The organism is Brevundimonas sp. UBA7838, assembly GCF_002500885.1.
GTDB lineage: Bacteria > Pseudomonadota > Alphaproteobacteria > Caulobacterales > Caulobacteraceae > Brevundimonas > Brevundimonas vesicularis_C.
On record NZ_DLTK01000109.1, the window covers coordinates 60363 to 76363 of the forward strand.

Annotated in this window: 16 protein-coding genes; 14 read left to right on the forward strand and 2 right to left on the reverse strand. The window is 65.4% G+C overall.

Features of this window, described 5'->3' with window-relative positions; genetic code table 11:
* Window positions 1–8: 8 nt before the first annotated feature.
* The 7 genes from B3T77_RS10305 (at window position 9) to B3T77_RS10335 (ending at window position 7793) form a co-directional block, all read left to right on the forward strand.
* Window positions 9–1589 (forward strand): cytochrome ubiquinol oxidase subunit I, encoded by a 1581-nt coding sequence (locus tag B3T77_RS10305; protein ID WP_292079378.1) that lies wholly within the window; start codon window positions 9–11, stop codon window positions 1587–1589.
* Between the two features lie 24 nt (window positions 1590–1613).
* Window positions 1614–2762 (forward strand): cytochrome d ubiquinol oxidase subunit II, encoded by a 1149-nt coding sequence (cydB, locus tag B3T77_RS10310; RefSeq protein WP_292079352.1) that lies wholly within the window; start codon window positions 1614–1616, stop codon window positions 2760–2762.
* Between the two features lie 19 nt (window positions 2763–2781).
* Window positions 2782–2931: a cytochrome bd-I oxidase subunit CydX gene (gene cydX, locus B3T77_RS10315; RefSeq protein WP_017504187.1), complete on the forward strand. Its 150-nt coding sequence runs from the start codon at window positions 2782–2784 to the stop codon at window positions 2929–2931.
* Window positions 2918–4294: an oxygen-independent coproporphyrinogen III oxidase gene (gene hemN, locus B3T77_RS10320; protein ID WP_292079353.1), complete on the forward strand. Its 1377-nt coding sequence runs from the start codon at window positions 2918–2920 to the stop codon at window positions 4292–4294. The genes cydX and hemN overlap by 14 nt, the downstream gene beginning before the upstream one ends.
* A gap of 128 nt (window positions 4295–4422) precedes the next feature.
* Window positions 4423–5079, forward strand: a complete 657-nt coding sequence (locus B3T77_RS10325; RefSeq protein WP_292079354.1) for an OmpW/AlkL family protein — start codon at window positions 4423–4425, stop codon at window positions 5077–5079.
* Window positions 5080–5166: 87 nt separating this feature from the next.
* Window positions 5167–6141, forward strand: a complete 975-nt coding sequence (locus tag B3T77_RS10330; protein ID WP_292079355.1) for a helix-turn-helix domain-containing protein — start codon at window positions 5167–5169, stop codon at window positions 6139–6141.
* Between the two features lie 134 nt (window positions 6142–6275).
* Window positions 6276–7793 (forward strand): aldehyde dehydrogenase family protein, encoded by a 1518-nt coding sequence (locus B3T77_RS10335; protein WP_292079356.1) that lies wholly within the window; start codon window positions 6276–6278, stop codon window positions 7791–7793.
* Window positions 7794–8237: 444 nt separating this feature from the next.
* Here B3T77_RS10335 and B3T77_RS10340 read toward each other — a convergent pair whose 3' ends face one another.
* Window positions 8238–9704, reverse strand: coding sequence for an OB-fold nucleic acid binding domain-containing protein (locus B3T77_RS10340; RefSeq protein WP_292079357.1), 1467 nt, complete (start codon window positions 9702–9704; stop codon window positions 8238–8240).
* Window positions 9705–9726: 22 nt separating this feature from the next.
* Window positions 9727–10605 carry a LysR family transcriptional regulator gene (locus B3T77_RS10345; RefSeq protein ID WP_292079358.1) on the reverse strand — a complete coding sequence of 293 codons (879 nt, stop codon included), beginning with the start codon at window positions 10603–10605 and terminating at the stop codon, window positions 9727–9729.
* Between the two features lie 96 nt (window positions 10606–10701).
* Between B3T77_RS10345 and B3T77_RS10350 the strand changes: the two genes are divergently transcribed.
* The 7 genes from B3T77_RS10350 (at window position 10702) to B3T77_RS10380 (ending at window position 15971) form a co-directional block, all read left to right on the forward strand.
* Window positions 10702–11511 (forward strand): type 1 glutamine amidotransferase domain-containing protein, encoded by an 810-nt coding sequence (locus B3T77_RS10350; RefSeq protein ID WP_292079359.1) that lies wholly within the window; start codon window positions 10702–10704, stop codon window positions 11509–11511.
* Between the two features lie 2 nt (window positions 11512–11513).
* Window positions 11514–11969 carry a VOC family protein gene (locus B3T77_RS10355; RefSeq protein WP_292079361.1) on the forward strand — a complete coding sequence of 152 codons (456 nt, stop codon included), beginning with the start codon at window positions 11514–11516 and terminating at the stop codon, window positions 11967–11969.
* Window positions 11969–13075 (forward strand): NADH:flavin oxidoreductase/NADH oxidase, encoded by a 1107-nt coding sequence (locus B3T77_RS10360; RefSeq protein WP_292079363.1) that lies wholly within the window; start codon window positions 11969–11971, stop codon window positions 13073–13075. The genes B3T77_RS10355 and B3T77_RS10360 overlap by 1 nt, the downstream gene beginning before the upstream one ends.
* A complete protein-coding gene (locus B3T77_RS10365; RefSeq protein ID WP_292079365.1) occupies window positions 13072–14223 on the forward strand; it encodes an L-dopachrome tautomerase-related protein in 1152 nt (383 codons plus the stop codon). Before B3T77_RS10360 ends, B3T77_RS10365 begins: the two co-directional genes overlap by 4 nt.
* A 75-nt stretch (window positions 14224–14298) precedes the next feature.
* Window positions 14299–15039: an SDR family oxidoreductase gene (locus B3T77_RS10370; protein ID WP_292079367.1), complete on the forward strand. Its 741-nt coding sequence runs from the start codon at window positions 14299–14301 to the stop codon at window positions 15037–15039.
* A 109-nt stretch (window positions 15040–15148) separates the two neighbouring features.
* Window positions 15149–15442, forward strand: coding sequence for a putative quinol monooxygenase (locus tag B3T77_RS10375; RefSeq protein ID WP_184279030.1), 294 nt, complete (start codon window positions 15149–15151; stop codon window positions 15440–15442).
* A 109-nt stretch (window positions 15443–15551) separates the two neighbouring features.
* Window positions 15552–15971, forward strand: a complete 420-nt coding sequence (locus tag B3T77_RS10380; RefSeq protein ID WP_292079372.1) for a GlcG/HbpS family heme-binding protein — start codon at window positions 15552–15554, stop codon at window positions 15969–15971.
* The last annotated feature ends 30 nt before the right edge of the window (window positions 15972–16001 follow it).

The following is a 16001-nucleotide window of genomic DNA, read 5'->3' on the forward strand; positions in this document are numbered from 1 at the left end:
ACGCCATGATCGACCTCGCGGTCGTCGACCTGTCCCGGCTGCAGTTCGCGCTGACAGCCCTTTACCACTTCCTGTTCGTTCCCCTGACGCTGGGGCTGTCGTTCATGCTGGTCATCATGGAGTCGATCTATGTGATGACTCGCCGGCCCATCTGGCGGACGATCACCCGCTTCTGGGGCGTGCTGTTCGGAATCAACTTCGTCCTGGGCGTCGCGACCGGCATCACCATGGAGTTCCAGTTCGGAATGAACTGGAGCTATTACAGCCACTATGTCGGCGACATCTTCGGCGCGCCGCTGGCCATCGAAGGGCTGATGGCCTTCTTCCTGGAGGCGACCTTTGTCGGCCTGATGTTCTTCGGCTGGGACAAGTTGAAGCCGCACGCCCACCTGTTCGTCACCTTCATGGTGGCGCTGGGCACCAATCTGTCGGCCCTGTGGATCCTAATCGCCAACGGCTGGATGCAGAACCCGGTCGGCGCCGCCTTCAATCCGGACACGATGCGGATGGAGGTCACGGACTTCATGGCCGTGGTGTTCAACCCGGTGGCCCAGGCCAAGTTCGTCCACACCGTTTCGGCCGGCTATGTCTGCGCCTCGGTCTTCGTTCTGGGCGTCTCGGCCTTCTATCTGCTGAGTGGCAAGCACGTCGGCTTCGCCAAGCGGTCAATGACAGTGGCCTCGGCCTTTGGCCTTGCGGCGTCGCTGTCGGTCGTCGTACTGGGCGATCAGTCGGGCTATGCCCTGACCGATAACCAGAAGATGAAGCTCGCCGCTCTGGAGGCCATGTGGCACACCGAGCCTGCGCCCGCCGGCCTGACGCTGATCGGCATTCCTTCGATGAAGGACCGCGAGACCCATTTTGGCGTTCACGTGCCGTGGATCATGGGGCTGATCGCGACCCGCACCATCGACAAGCCCGTCGAAGGCATCTTCGAACTGGTCGCCACGGCTGAGGACCGCATCGAATCCGGCGTCATCGCCTATGATGCGCTGGAGAAGGTCAAGGCTGACCCGGCCGATCCCGTCGCGCGCGGCGTGTTCGAGACCCATCGCCGCGACCTGGGCTATGGCCTGCTGCTGAAGCGCCATGTCGCCGATCCCCGCCAGGCCACGCCGGCGCTGATCCAGCAGACCGCGTGGGAGACGGTGCCGAATGTCCCGGCCCTGTTCTGGAGCTTCCGCATCATGGCGGGCGTCGGAATGTTCATGATCGCCCTGTTCGGCACGGCCTTCGTGCTTTGCACCCTGCGAAAGCATCATACGAAGTGGTTTCTGCGGGTAGCCGTCCTGGCCATCCCGCTGCCATGGATCGCCATCGAGTTCGGTTGGATCTTGGCCGAGTTCGGCCGCCAGCCCTGGGCCGTGGAGGGCGTGCTGCCCACATTCCTGGGCGCCTCGTCCCTGACCGTGCCGCAGCTTTGGGCCACGATCGTCGGCTTCACCCTGTTGTATGGCGCGCTGGCGGTGGTCGAGGTGCGGCTGATGCTCTTCGCCATCAAGAAGGGGCCGTTCCACGAACAGGAGACGTTCGGCGAACCCAGCCCCGAAGCGCCCGCCGAGCGCGTTCCCGCGCCCGCCGTGGCCTGACCCAAGACCTTAGGACATCCGACAATGGATCTTCCCCTCGACTTCGCCACGCTTCGCCTGATCTGGTGGGGACTGCTGGGCGTGCTTCTGATCGCCTTCGCCCTGACCGACGGTTTCGACCTGGGCGTCGGCGCCCTTCTGCCCTTCGTCGCCAAGACGGATGAGGAACGCCGCATGGTGATCAACACCGTCGGCGCCACCTGGGAAGGCAACCAGGTGTGGTTTATCCTGGGCGGCGGCGCCATCTTCGCCGCCTGGCCCTTCGTCTACGCCGTCAGTTTCTCAGGCTTCTACCTTGCGATGTTCCTGGTGCTGTCCGCGCTGATCCTGCGGCCGGTGTCGTTCAAATATCGCTCCAAGCGGGCGTCGCCCAAGTGGCGGTCGTTCTGGGACTGGTGCCTGTTCATCGGCGGCTTCGTTCCGGCGCTGGTGTTCGGCGTCGCGGTGGGCAACGTACTGCTGGGCGCGCCCTTCCATCTGGATGGCGACCTGCGGTCCTTCTACGACGGTACGCTGCTCGGCCTGTTCACCCCCTTCAGCCTCATCGCCGGCCTGTTGTCGGTGGCCATGCTGGTCCTGCACGGCGCGGCCTGGTTGTCGGTCAAGGCCGAGGCCGGCCCGGTGATGGAGCGGGCGCGTCTGTTCGGCACGGTCGCCGCTGTTCTGGCCCTGATCCTGTTTGCGGTCGGCGGACTCTATGTCTCTTACGGCGGCCTGGGCTACCGGATCACCGGCGCGCTGGACGTCAACGGCTTCTCCAATCCGCTGCGCACGACGGTCCAAGCCGCGCCCGGCGCCTGGCTGGACAACTACGGGCGCTATCCGTGGATGCTGATCGCACCGGCCCTGGGCTTCCTGGGCGCGCTGGTCGGCCTGATCGGGATGTGGCGGCGGTCCGCGCCGCTGGCGTTCGGCGGATCGTCGCTGTCCACCGTGGGCATCATCTCCACCGTCGGCCTGTCGATGTTCCCGTTCATCCTGCCCAGCTCGGTCAATCCTCAGTCCAGCCTGACGGTGTGGAACGCCTCGTCCAGCCATCTGACCCTGTTCATCATGCTGATCTGCACGCTGATCTTCCTGCCTCTGGTGCTGCTCTACACCGCCTGGGTCTATCGCGTGCTGTGGGGCCGGACGTCGACCGCCGCCCTCAAGACCAACCCCGACCTGTACTGAGCCTTAGGAGCGCAGAACCATGTGGTATTTTTCCTGGATCCTGGGGCTTGGCCTGGCCGTCGGTTTCGGCGTGCTGAACGGCCTGTGGCACGAGTTCCATCTGTTTGACGAAGGGGACGCCGGCCTGTCCACGCCCGACGCATCGAAAGAGGGCGATGTCCCTCTCTAGCCCCGCGCGCCTGTCCGTTCGCGACCTGATCGCGCGCTATGACGCCCATGCGCCGCGCTATACCTCCTATCCGACGGCGGCCCAGTTCACGCCTGCCGTCGGACCCAGCGAGTGGGCCGACTGGCTGGGGCGCGCGCCCTCCGATCAGCCGGTCTCGCTGTATCTGCACCTGCCGTTCTGCAAGCGGCTGTGTTGGTACTGCGGCTGCAACACCCGGGCGGTAAACCGGGCGGGCGTCATCTCCAGCTATGTCGATCTGCTGCTGCGCGAGGCGGATCTGGTTCTGACGCGGATCGGCCGCCCGGTCCGCGTCGGTTCGATCCATCTGGGCGGCGGCACCCCGAACATGCTGTCGCCGGACGATCTGGAACGACTGTTCGCCGGTCTGTCCGCGCGGTTCGAACTGGGCGACTGTTTCGAGGTCGCCGCCGAGTTGGATCCCGAAGTCCTGACGCAGGAGTGGGTCGAGGCGGCGGGCCGCATCGGCCTGAGCCGCGCCAGTCTGGGGGTGCAGGACCTGTCGCCGCGTGTGCAGGCGGCGGTGAACCGGCCCGAACGTTTCGAGACCATCCGCTGGGCGGCCGAAGCCTTGCGGGGGCAGGGCGTGACCTCCCTAAACCTGGATCTGATGTACGGCCTGCCGCTTCAGGCCGTCGAGAACGTCATCACCACCCTGGGCCAGGTCACGACGCTGAGGCCCGAACGGATCGCCCTGTTCGGCTATGCCCATGTGCCATGGATGAAGCCGCATCAGCGGTTGATCAACGACGCCGACCTGCCGGACGCCGAAGCGCGCTTCGCCCAGAGCCAGGCGGCGGCTCGCTATCTGGTCGGCAAGGGGTGGCAGGCGATCGGGCTGGATCATTTCGCCCTGCCGCACGACGGGTTGGCGGCGGCGGACCGGGCCGGACGGCTGCATCGCAACTTCCAGGGCTACACCACCGACGCCGCAGACGTGCTGATCGGCCTGGGCACCTCGTCGATCAGCCGCACGCCTAAGGGTTTCGTTCAAAACCACGCGCAGGAACTTGATTGGCGCCGCGCTGTCGAGGCCGGCGATCTACCGGTCGCCCGAGGCGTCGCCCTGACCGAAGGCGACATGTTCGTCAGCGAGATTATCGAGCGGCTGATGTGCGACTTCGTCGTCGATCTTGCGCCCATCGTTCGACGTCGCGGTCGAGACCTGTCGGACGTCGCCGGCGCCTTGTCCCTATTGGAGCGCTTCGTCGACGATGGTCTGGTGCGGATCGACGGGACGGTGGTGGCGGTGACCGACCTAGGCCGTCCGTTCGTCAGGGCGGTTTGCGCCGCCTTCGATCCCGGTGCGGCGGCTCTTCAGCAAAGGCATGCGCGGGTGGTGTGAGTGGACAGATTGTCCACCCCCTGAACGATTTGCGCTGGATCAAGGCCGAGGCGTCCACCGGGGCGCACATCCCGCTCAGACGCCTGACGAAGGCCGCACGAGGCGGCCAGGGCGTCGGGGATCAGAAAATGAATACCAAGACCCTGCTGCTTGCCGCCGTCGCCTTCACCGCCTGCGCGGCGCCGGCCTTCGCTCAGACATCCGTCGCTTGGGAGGCCCCGAAGAAGGGCGACTTCGTGGTGAGCGGGCGCGTCACCGACGTCTTCTCCCAGGCCGATGACGCCATCACCACGGCTGCGGGCGCGGACACCGGCCTGAAGGTGGATGTGGGCGACAGCGTCATGCCGACCCTGGGCTTCACCTATTTCCTGACCGATCACCTCGCGGTTGAGGCGATCCTCGGCACCACCCAGCACGAGATTCGCGCCCAGGGCGGCGCGACGGACGTGGCTGTGCATGAGACCTGGGTCCTGCCGCCGGTGGTCACCCTGCAATACCGCCCGCTGAGCCAGGGGAGCTTCAGCCCCTATGTCGGCGCGGGCGTGAACTACATGCTGTTCTACAGCGGTAAGGATAAGAACGGCTTCACCGTCGATCTTGACGACGGTTTCGGCTACGCGCTTCAGGCTGGCGCAGACGTCGGCATTCAAGGGCCATGGAGCCTGAACCTCGACGTCAAGAAGGTCTGGTTCGAGACCGACGCCAAGATCAACGACGGCGCCCTGAAGTCCAGCGTGGATCTCGATCCCTGGGTCGTGTCTCTGGGCGTCAGCCGGAAATTCTAGCTGAAGCTTTACTGGTCACCGACCTTCGTCCCATTGACGGGAACACCGATGCGGCGCTCTTTTCCCAAAGAGCGCCAGGGAACTTCAATGGTTGCGCAAACGGAAACCGGCCACGGCAAGCTGATCAAGCAGGCGCTGGACGACGCCGGAGGCGAAGCGCGCTCCGCGCTGGCGGCCTCGTGGCGTCGTTCGATGTCCTTGTACGGGCTCGATCCCGAAGACAGCAGACGACCCGCGACCCTGACGGACACGCAACTGCGTGAAGCCCGTCAGGCCATGGAGCCGATAGCGAGAGCGGCGCAGGATGTGCTGGATCGGCTGTTCTCGGCCGTTGGCGACACCGGATGCTGTGTCCTTCTGACCGATGCGGACGGTGTCCCGGTCGAGCGGCGCGGCGCAGCCGCCGACGACGAAATCTTTCGGCGCTGGGGTCTGTGGCCCGGCGCCGTCTGGTCGGAAGCGGTCGAGGGCACCAATGGGATCGGAACGGCGCTGGCGGAGCGGCGGCCGCTGACCATCCATCGCGATCAACATTTCCATACGCGAAATACGGCGCTGAGTTGCACCAGCCATCCCATCTACGACCCGCAGGGACGTCTGGCGGGCCTGCTGGACGTATCGTCGTGCCGGGCCGATGCGAGCCAAGGCGTGATGGGCCTGATTGCGGCCGCAGTGGCGGACGCCGCCAGGGCGATCGAGGCGCAGACCTTTCGGTTGGCCTTCCCCCATGCTCGGATAATCCTGACTGGCGATCCGGCGGGCCGGAACACGGCGGGTCTTCTGGCGGTGGATAGGGATGATCTGGTCGTCGGAGCGACGCGCGCCGCGCGCCTCGCCTTGGCCATCACCGATGAACGGATCGCAGGCCAACTGGCGGCGTCGGAAGTGCTGGGCGCCGGCGCCCTGGAGGCCGATCTGCTGGACGCCGAACGGGGCGCCGTGCGTCGCGCCCTGGCGTTGAGCGGAGGCAATGTCTCCAAAGCAGCCCGCGCGCTCGGGGTCAGCCGGGCGACATTGCACCGTAAGCTGCATCGCCTGGGACTGGTGAACGAACCGGCGTGAGCAAACTGTCGCAGTCCTGAGACAGGTTTGCACTGCACCATCATCCGGCCGTCTGGCGCCATAATCGCCCAGGGATGACCTTCCGATCCAACGACGTCGACAATCGACGCCAGAGGAACACGCAGGAGGCCATGATGACCAAACCCGAATTCACCCGCTCAGCAACGCCCAAGTTTAGGGCGCGCTACGACAACTTCATCGGTGGACAGTGGATCCCGCCCGTCAACGGCCGATATTTCGAGAACACCTCCCCGGTGAATGGCCGCGTCCTGTGCGAGGTCGCACGATCGGACGCGGCCGACGTTGAACTGGCTTTGGACGCCGCCCACGCCGCCAAGGACGCCTGGGGGCGAACCAGCGTCGCCGAACGCGCCGTCATCCTGAACAAGATCGCCGACCGGATCGAAGCCAATCTGCAAGCCGTCGCAGAGGCGGAGACCTGGGACAACGGCAAGCCGGTGCGCGAGACCACGGCCGCCGACATTCCTCTCGCGATCGACCATTTCCGCTATTTCGCCGGCTGCATCCGCGCTCAGGAAGGCGGAATCTCGGAACTGGACCACGACACGGTCGCCTATCATTTCCATGAGCCGCTGGGCGTGGTCGGTCAGATCATCCCCTGGAACTTCCCGATCCTGATGGCGGCGTGGAAGATCGCTCCGGCCCTGGCGGCGGGCAACTGCATCGTGCTGAAGCCGGCCGAGCAGACCCCGGCGTCCATCCTCGTGGTGATCGAACTGATCCAGGATTTGCTGCCGGTCGGCGTCCTGAACATCGTTTCGGGCACGGGGGCCGAGGTGGGCGAGCCGTTGGCCACCAATCCGCGCATCGCCAAGATCGCCTTCACCGGCTCGACCGCCGTCGGTCAGAAGATCATGCAGTATGCGACCCAGAATCTGATCCCGGTGACGCTGGAACTCGGCGGTAAGTCGCCGAACATCTTCTTCAAGGACGTGATGGATCACGACGACGCCTATCTGGACAAGGCGCTGGAAGGCTTCGCCATGTTCGCGCTCAATCAGGGCGAGGTCTGCACCTGCCCCAGCCGTGCTTTGATCCATGAGGACATCTATGAGGCCTTCATCGAGAAGGCGATCGCCCGGGTGGAATCCATCGTCCAAGGCGACCCTCTGGACCCGGCGACCATGGTCGGCGCCCAGGCCTCGGACCAGCAGCTGAAGAAAATTCTCGGCTATCTGAAGCTGGGCAGGGAGGAGGGCGCCGAGGTCCTGACCGGCGGCGATCAGGCCGCGCTCAAGGACGATCTGGCCGGCGGCTATTATGTCAAACCCACCGTGTTCAAAGGCACCAACGACATGCGGATCTTCCAGGAGGAGATCTTCGGTCCGGTCCTGGCGGTGACGACCTTCAAGACCTTTGAAGAGGCCATGGAAATCGCCAACGACACCGAATACGGCCTGGGCGCCGGGGTGTGGTCGCGCGACATGAACACCGCCTATCGCGCCGGTCGCGCCATCCAGGCGGGCCGGGTCTGGACCAACTGCTATCACCAGTATCCGGCCCATGCGGCGTTCGGCGGCTACAAGAAGTCGGGCATCGGGCGGGAGAACCACCGCATGATGTTGGACCACTATCAGCAGACCAAGAACCTGCTGGTCAGCTACAGCCCCGACAAGTTGGGCTTCTTCTGATCTGGGCGCAGGATGGCCGATCTAGGATTGGCCATCCTGTGTAGGGTTCTATCATTAGCGGCTCAGCTGGGCGGGCCTGCAGCTGATTACGGTGGCGCTGCCGCGAGTAGCTTGGACAGGGGGCGATTTTCGAGCCGCTAAACGTCAGCTTCAGAGCTTTGAGGCAATGACCGAATCTGGTGCCTTGCCGACAAGAGGGGACAGGGCGCTTCGCACCGAAGTGGGATTAAGAAGCGGAAAGAGCGCGACGCTTTTTCGGGAAGACTCAAAACCTATTCGCTCACGGTCACCTTTTTCATCCTCTGGGTGGCTACGGCGTCCTGACCTAAGCCTGGCCAGTGGCTGTGTCGAACAGTTCGCCATGATCAGGGCGGCAGGGGTTATGATTATGAAATGGCGGTTTCGAGACGGCGATCCTGAACAGCCTTAGGTCGCGGAGGCCGACTACCTGAAGTCCCGCGCCCTCGGTCTGATCGTGTCGAGATGGAGATCGGGAATGTAGATGTCCCGGACCCTGATCGCATGAGGGGGCGCGTCGCGCGCATCCGGCGACCCGCCGCGATGGAATTCGTCGCCACGCCCGTGGGGCAGGGGGAAGGCTTCGCCCCGATCCCCGACTGAGGCGAGCAGGGCCGACGCGTCGTGAAGTTTGGTCGCGACGATGTGGACAACGTCGCCCTCCCGCTGAACCTTGCCGTCGACGACGAGCATGGAGGCCGACAGCACGATGCGGCGCTGCTGTTCGTAGAGGCTGGGCCAGATGACCAGATTGGCCACGCCGGTCTCGTCCTCGATGGTGATGAACATGACTCCCTTGGCGCTCCCGGGCTTCTGACGGACCAGCACGAGGCCCGCGACGCGTGTCAGCCGACCGTCGCGCATGGCGGTCCCATCGGCGCAGGTCATGACGTGGCGTGACTGCAGATCGCCGCGCAGGAAGCTTAGCGGATGATCACGCAGCGTCAGGCCGATGTGGCTGTAGTCCTCGACCACTTCCCGTCCAGGTGTCATCGGCTTGAGGCCAAGATCGGGCTCCGAGATTTCCGGCTTCTGGTCGTGGGCGTCGGCGGCGGCGAACAGGGGGAGGGGGTCGTCCCTTAGCCCCTTGATGGCCCACAGCGCATCGCGGCGGTCGAGGGAAAGACCTGGGCGGAAGGCGTCCGCCTCCGCTAGACGGACAAGGCTGGCGACCTGGGCGCCGGCGCGGCGCCATAGGTCGTCGATCGAGCGGAAGGCGCCGTCCGTCCGCGCCGCCAGGAGGCGGGCGGCGTCGCCGTTCAGTAGGCCGCGCACCATGCGAAGGCCGAGGCGGACGGCGAACCTGCCATCCTCGCCCGCGGGCTCCAACGTGCAGTCCCAGCGGCTGGCGTTGACGCAGACGGGCCGGATCTCAATTCCGTGCTGCTGCGCGTCCCGCACGATCTGCGCCGGGGCGTAGAAGCCCATGGGCTGGGCATTCAGCAGCGCGGCGCAGAAGACATCAGGATGATGGCATTTAAGCCAGGAGGAGGCATAGGCGATCAGGGCGAAGGAGGCCGCATGGCTTTCCGGAAAGCCGTAGGATCCGAAGCCCTCAAGCTGGCTGAAGGTCTTCTCGGCGAAGGCGGCGTCATAGCCGCGTTCGACCATGCCGCTGATCAGCTTGTCCTTGAAATGGCTGACCCCGCCGGTGAACTTGAAGGTCGCCATGGCGCGGCGGAGCTGGTCGGCCTCCGATGCGGTGAAGCCGGCGCATTCGATCGCGACCCGCATGGCCTGTTCCTGGAACAGGGGCACGCCCAGGGTCTTGCCCAGCACCTTCTCCAGCTCGGGCTTGGGATAGACGACGTCCTCCTTGCCCTCTCTGCGGCGCAGATAGCCGCCCTTCGTTCCGCCAGCGCTCAACTGGTTCAGACCCGAGATTGCGCTCACGGCCCAACAGGTGTGGCCACCATTATGTTCGGAGGGCAGCAATCAGGGCGTCCCGAGCCATGGCCACGCGCAGGTGTCGCAGCGATGAGCGTGCCCAGACGAGGTAGTAAGCGTTGCGCGGCACCGTGACCGGGGCGGGTATCTCGATCAGCGTGCAGGCAGCGCGTTCGCTGCGGGTGAGATAGCCGGGCATCACCGTCCAGCCGAGACCCGCGCACAATCCCGATCGCAATACTCTCAAATCGGGCGCGGTCAACGCGGGCTGCCTCGTCAGCTCGAGCTGGTTTGCATGGAGCCAGGTTCGCAGCAGCGGCCGGTCGAGGTCGTAGGCGAGGTGGGCCGTCCGGTTGAGCCCGTCGGCAAGCGGCAATTCGGCAATCCGCATGGCCACGGCGGGCGAGGCTACGGCGCGCAGGTGCTCTTCGCCCAGCGCATGGAAGGCCAACCGCGGATCTTCGGGTTGCGAGGCGGTGACGGCCAGGTGCACCTTGTCTTCGAGAAGCATGGCATAAAGCGCCTCGCGCCCGCCGATATGCAGCCGCAGGTCCAGCCCTGCTTCCAGCAGCGGAGCCAGTCGGGGCGTGATCATTTCGCCCAGCAGGTCCGACGGCGCGGCGATGTGGACCGTGCCCGAGAGGCGGGACGAACGGGCCCGCGCGCTGGCTAGTGCCGATTCCGCCGTGTCGAGGCTGCTTCCGATTGAAGCAGCGAGATCGTCGGCGATCGCTGTCGGTCGGACGCCGCGCGAATGGCGATCGAACAAGGGACGGCCCAGTTGCGCCTCGAGCGATGCGATGTGATGCGACGCCGCCGGTTGTGTGATGCCGATTGCCCGGGCCGCCTCGCTAAGTGAACGACGGCGGTAGACTTCGACGAAAGTGCGCAACTGCAGGAGGGACATTCCGGTTCCATAAACGGATTTATGGCCGTCCGCCATTCCCGCTGGATTTCATGATGCCGTTCCCTGCGTATCTAAGCCGCCGAAAGGAACGATCGAATGCAAAATCGCCGCCAACTGCTGAAAGCACTCACCGCTGTCTTTGTGGCGGGTGCGGCTGCGCCGGTTGGGTTTGCTCGTGTCCCCGACATCAATGGGAAAGGACAAGTGACGATGACCCGCATTCTCATGGTGGCCACCTCCGCCGACCGAATGATTCCCGGCACCGAACCGACGGGTGTCTGGCTCGAGGAACTTACCACCCCGTATTATGCCTTCCGCGATGCGGGCGCCGAGGTGACGCTGGCCTCGATCAAGGGCGGCGCCATCCCCGTCGACCAGCGCAGCGTCAACGCCGACGGCGAGAACGACGCTTCGGTCGAGCGCTATCTGAAGGACGAGGCCCTGAAGGCCGAGGTTACCAGCACCCCTGTATTCACAAGCATCGATCCCGCCGGCTACGACGCGCTGTTCCTGCCCGGCGGCCACGGCACCATGTTCGATTACCCCGGCAGCGACGAACTGGCCCGCCTGGTCGAACGCTTCGACCGCGAAGGCAAGATCGTTGCCGCCGTCTGCCATGGACCGGCAGGGCTGGTCTCGGCGAAGAAGGCCGATGGCACGCCCCTCGTGGCTGGCCGCCGTGTCGCGGGCTTCACCGACAGCGAGGAACGCGAGATCGGCCTCGACAAGGCCGTGCCGTTCCTGCTCGAAACGCGCCTCAAGGAACTTGGCGGCAAGCACGAGAGCGGCCCCGATTTCGCGCCATTCGCTTTGCGCGACGGCAACCTTGTGACCGGCCAGAACCCCGCCAGCGCAACCCGCACCGCGGAGCTCGTGATGGAAGCCCTCAAGGACAAGGACGCCTGATCATGCGGTATCTCCACACCATGCTGCGCGTCGCCGATCCCGAGGCGGCGGTCCGGTTCTTCACGCTGCTGGGTCTCAGGGAGACCCGGCGCATGGAGAACCAGGCCGGGCGTTACACGCTGATCTACCTTGCCGCCGACGAGGATTTCCGCGGCGACGGCGAGCAGGGAGATGCCGAGGTCGAGCTGACGTACAACTGGCCGCCCGAGGATGGCAGCGTTTCCGAGAGATACACGGGCGGCCGAAACTTCGGCAATCTCGCCTACGGGGTCGACGACATCTACGAAACGTGCGCGCGGCTGCAGGCGGGCGGCGTGACGATCAATCGCCCCCCGCGTGACGGATACATGGCGTTCGTCCGCTCGCCGGACGGGATCTCGATCGAACTGCTGCAGAAGGGCGAACACAGGGCTCCGGCCGAACCCTGGGCCTCCATGCCCAACACGGCCGAATGGTGATGGCGAAATTGTTCGAACCGATTGAGGTTGGCGGGCTGCGGCTCGCCAACCGCATCGTCATCGCGCCGATGTGCCAGTATTCGGCAGTCGACGGCGCGATGACCGACTGGCACCAGATGCATCTCGGCCAGTTGGCGCTCTCGGGCGCGGGCGCGCTGACGATAGAGGCGACCGCGGTCAGCCCGGAAGGGCGCATCACCTACGGTGACGTCGGCCTGTACGATGACCGTACCGAAGCGGCGATGCGAAGCGTGCTCGAAAGTGTGCGCCGTTGGTCGGACATGCCGCTGATCATCCAGCTGGCCCATGCCGGCCGCAAGGCGAGCTGCACCAAGCCGTGGCAAGGCGGAACGCAGATCGCCCCCTATGCGGAGAATGGCTGGCAGACCGTGGCACCCGGCGCCATTCCCTTTGCTCCGGACGACAATCCCCCTGTCGAACTGGACAAGTCAGGGCTTGCCCGCATCCGGGAGGCGTTCGCGGATGCCGCCCGGCGCGCCGGCAGGCTCGGCATCGAAGCCATCCAGATCCACGTCGCGCATGGCTATCTGCTCCACGAGTTTCTTTCGCCGATCTCCAACCGGCGCGGCGACGAATACGGCGGCAGCCTCGACAACCGGATGCGGTTCCCGCTCGAAGTGTTCGATGACGTGCGCGAAGCGTTTCCGGCCGACCGCCCGGTGACCGTCCGCGTTTCTGGGACCGACTGGGTTGAAGGCGGCTGGACAGCGGAGGAAACCGCATTGTTTGCACAGGAGCTGGAGCGGCGCGGTTGTTCGGCAATCCACGTCTCCGGCGGCGGCCTTGACCCGCGCCAGCAGATCCCTGTCAGTCCCGGCTATCAGGTGCCGCTGGCGCGGACGGTCAAGGACGCGGTCGCCATGCCTGTCGTGGCGGTCGGAATGATCACCGATCCGCACCAGGCGGAGCGCATCCTCGAAGACAGGCATGCCGACGCCATAGCGATAGCCCGCGCTGCGCTGTGGGATCCGCGTTGGCCCTGGCACGCCGCCGCCGCGCTTGGTGCATCGGTCAAGGCGCCCCCGCAATATCTCCGGTCCGAGCCCCACGAAGCGGGCCGCATCCTCGAGGAAATGACCCCATGAAAACCTCCGTCAAACTGCTTCTTGCCGCTGGCGCTGCCCTCTCGCTTGCCGCCTGCTCGACGACCCGCGAGGGTGCATCCGCGCCCCAGATCGAACAGGTCGCGACCTTCGATGGCGCGATGCCGACTGGCGTGACCGTCGCCCCCAACGGGCGCATCTTCGTCAACTTCCCGCAATGGGGCGACAACGCGCCGTTCACGGTTGCCGAGCTGGTCGACGGCAAGGCGGTGCCTTATCCCGACGCCGCGACCAACCAGCCCGATCCGGCCGACCCGGCTGGGCATTTCATCTCGGTGCAGAGCGTGGTGGCCGACGGCGCCAATCGCCTCTGGGTGCTCGACACGGCGGCGCCCAAATTCTCTCAACCACAGGCCGGCGGTGCAAAGCTGGTGGCAATCGACCTTGCGACCGACCGGGTGGTGAAGACGATCGTCCTGCCGCCCAGCGTGGTGCTGCCCACGACCTACCTCAACGACGTGCGCTTCGATCTGCGTCAGGGCGCCGAGGGCGTCGCCTACATCACCGACAGCAGCAACGAAGGGATCGGCGGCATCATCGTCGTCGATATCGCAAGCGGGCGGGCGATCCGGCGCCTGTCGAACCATGCGACGACCAACCCCGAGCCCGGCTTCACCCCGGTTGTCGATGGCGCGGTGCTCATGAACCGCCCGGCTGACGGCCCCGGAACGCCGGTCACGATCGCAAGCGACGCGATTGCGCTCAGCGCCGACGGCAGCCTGCTGTATTATGGTCCGCTGTCGGGCCGCACGCTTCACGCGGTGCCCACGGCGTTGTTGCGCGATCCCGCGGTGTCCGAGGAGGAGCTGGGCCGCGCGGTCCGCAGCCTGGGGCGCAAAGGCGCCTCGGACGGGATAGCCGAGGACGACAAGGGCCGCGTGTTCGCCGGCGATTACGAGAACAACGCAATCCGCGTGCTCGACCAGGGCCGCTGGACGACGGTGGTCAGCAACCCGCGCATCAGCTGGCCCGACACGCTGTCGATCGGCACCGACGGATATCTCTACTTCACCGCCAACCAGCTCCACCGCCAGCCCGGCTTCCACGGCGGCCGAGACCTGCGCCGCAAGCCCTACGAGCTGCTCCGCATCAAGGTGGGCGCCGCTCCCGTACTGTTGCGCTCGCGGTGACCCCATCAGGCCGGGCGGGCTCCCGCGGAGCCGCGATCCGGCGAAAATCAACAATTGACTTGAAGGAATACAGTCATGACCAAGGGTATCGAAGGCAAGGTCGTTCTCATCACCGGCGGCAGCACCGGCATCGGCGCAGAAACCGCGCGTCTTCTCGCGGAACGCGGCGCGAAGGTGGCCATCGCCGCACGGCGCAAGGACAGGCTCGATGAGGTCGTCGCGGACATCGCCGCAAACGGCGGCACGGCACGTAGCTACGCGCTGGACGTGACCGACAAGTCGGCGGTCCAGTCCGTCGTCGCCGCAATCATTGCCGACTTCGGCCGCCTCGACGTGCTGATCAACAACGCAGGGCTGATGCCGATCCGTCCGATGGCCGAGGTCAACACCGACGAGTGGGACCAGATGATCGACGTCAATCTGAAGGGTACGCTCTACGGCATCGCGGCTGCCCTTCCCGGCTTTCTCGAGCAGGGCAGCGGCCACATCATCAACCTGAGCTCGGTTGCGGGCATCAAGGTCTTCGCACCAGGCGGCACGGTCTACTCCGGCACCAAGTTCGCCGTCAGCGCGATCAGCGAGGGCTTGCGCCACGAGGTGGGGGAAAAGGTCCGGGTCACGTCAATCGAGCCAGGAGCTGTCGAAAGCGATTTGAAGTTCACGACCTCTGGCACGGCTGCCGAGACGGTGCTGGACTTCTACAAGCAGGCCATCCCGGCGGCATCCGTGGCGCGTGCTATCGCGTTCGCTGTCGAACAACCTGATGACGTCGACGTCAACGCGATTGTCATCCGTCCGACCGCACAGCAGTTCTGATTTCGACGAGGAGGCGGGGCCGCGTGTGCTCCGCCTCATGGGGAACGTATCGGCCCGCTTGTCCGTTAATTTGCAGAATAATGTGTCCGTTTCACTTGAGGAGTCATTGATGCCCAAAATAGCCCTGTATGTACCGCTGAAGGCCAAGCCCGGAAAAGAGCGTGATGTCGCCGATTTCCTGACCTCGGCATTGCCGCTCGTTCAAGCCGAGGCGGGAACTCTGACCTGGTATGCGATCGAGGAAGGTCCCGGTGCGTACGCGATCTTCGATACGTTCGACACAGAGGAGGATCGGCAGGCTCATCTTGACGGCAAGGTTGCCGCCGCACTGATGGAGAAGGCAGAAGAACTGTTCTCTGAACCGCCGCAGATTCACAAGTTCACCCTGCTGGCCGCGAAATAGGGGAGCGATCGGCAGAGTAGCGCGTCGCTCACCGCCCGGGTTGGGGGGAATCCCGGGCGCGGCGGCGTGCGTTGAGCGGTGTTCCACGAACTGACCACGGAGACACACCATGCGCACTACCCAAACGCTCGACCTGAACGACGAGCGAACGATCATCGATGCGGGGATCGCGGAGGCCGAACGGATCGGCAACCCGATGAACATCGCGGTGGTGGACGCGGGTGGCTGCCTTCTAGCGTTCGCGCGGATGGACGATGCGTGGCGCGGCAGCGTCGACATCGCGATCGGTAAGGCGTGGACGGCGCGCGCGTTCGACGTCGAGACTATGGCGCTGGCGAAGCTCGCCCAGCCGGGCGCCGACTTCTACGGCATCCATGCCTCCAATGACGGCAAGGTGATGATCTTCGCCGGGGGCGTCCCGATCAAAGAGGGCGAGACGGTGATCGGCGCGGTGGGCGTGTCGGGCGGCACCGGCAAGCAGGACCAGAGGGTGGTCGAGGCGGCGGCGCAGGCGTTGGCGCGCGGCTGAGCCTTGGAGCGCGGTGCCGGGTGCGGCGCC